Source organism: Capnocytophaga sp. oral taxon 332 str. F0381, from assembly GCF_000318275.2.
Lineage (GTDB): Bacteria > Bacteroidota > Bacteroidia > Flavobacteriales > Flavobacteriaceae > Capnocytophaga > Capnocytophaga bilenii.
The window spans coordinates 5654-6717 of sequence record NZ_KB291272.1; the positions used below are offsets into that span (position 1 = coordinate 5654).

Annotated in this window: 1 protein-coding gene; it reads right to left on the reverse strand. The window is 30.3% G+C overall.

The annotated features are described in order from the left end of the window. Positions 1-113: 113 nt before the first annotated feature. Positions 114-926 carry a hypothetical protein gene (locus HMPREF9075_RS02870; RefSeq protein WP_009414975.1) on the reverse strand — a complete coding sequence of 271 codons (813 nt, stop codon included), beginning with the start codon at positions 924-926 and terminating at the stop codon, positions 114-116. Positions 927-1064 lie beyond the last annotated feature (138 nt).

Sequence of the window (1064 nt, forward strand, 5' to 3'; positions counted from 1 at the left end):
CTTTGTGTTATTATTTTTATTCCATTAACTTGATGATCAAAAAATTTAATCGAGGTGTCAAAGTATTTTCAGAGTGCAAATATACGAAATTATTTTGACACCTTAATAAAAAATTATTCCTTTGTATAATCTACATAATAACCTTTATCATATTCATTCTTAAGATAAATTTTCCCTGTATCTCCATCTATATAAAGTTCAGCATATATATGAGTTTCTGCACAAGGTTTTTCTTTGTATTGTTTATCCAAATCTTTTTGGACTTCCATTGCTTCTTTTAGGGCTTTCCATTCTTTCAATTTTCCTATCCATTTTTTCATTGGTCTGATTGAGATTACAGCATACCAAAAGTTCACTTCCTTTATATATTTAACCCCAAATTCACTCTCTTCAAGTCTATGGCCTCCTATTTCTTTGGTTGGGTCATCAATTAGTCTTTCATTAATAAGTAGCCTAACGATATCATTGTATTTTAACGCTCCATAGAGAGTATCATTATCTATAATAGTTTTGTTCCCGTATTCATCATAGTATATCGATTTACCTATTACTCTATTTCTAAAGCCCTTAGCTATCTTTACAATGCTATTTATCTGACCATTAGGATGATAATTTTTTAAAATTTCTACATAAGGTTCTTGACTTGAAACTTCAACTGAGCTCGCTCCTATAGAATAATACCTCATTGAGGTGATTCTATCGCCATTTTTCTTCTTATATTCCTTAATATGGTCATTTACAAATAGCAGGAGAACCTCCCTGTCAATCTGTTCTACAGTGTGATTGTATACGGGAAGCCTCCTATCCTCTAAAATGCTTTTTTCTATTTCAGAGAGTTCCCTTTGAGGAGTTATAACAGCTACCTCTTCGTTTTTAGGCTTACAGGCTACTAAAACTAAACATAATAAAAATATTATTCTTTGCATATAACTATAGTTTTGAAATTTCTTTAAATAGGTTATTAGTAGTAATGGGAGTTTTACTATCTAATTTAACTAAATTAGGATTTATTGTTTTGCAAAGGTAAGGGTTTTTTATTTAAGGTTTATAGTCTTCCCAGCCAT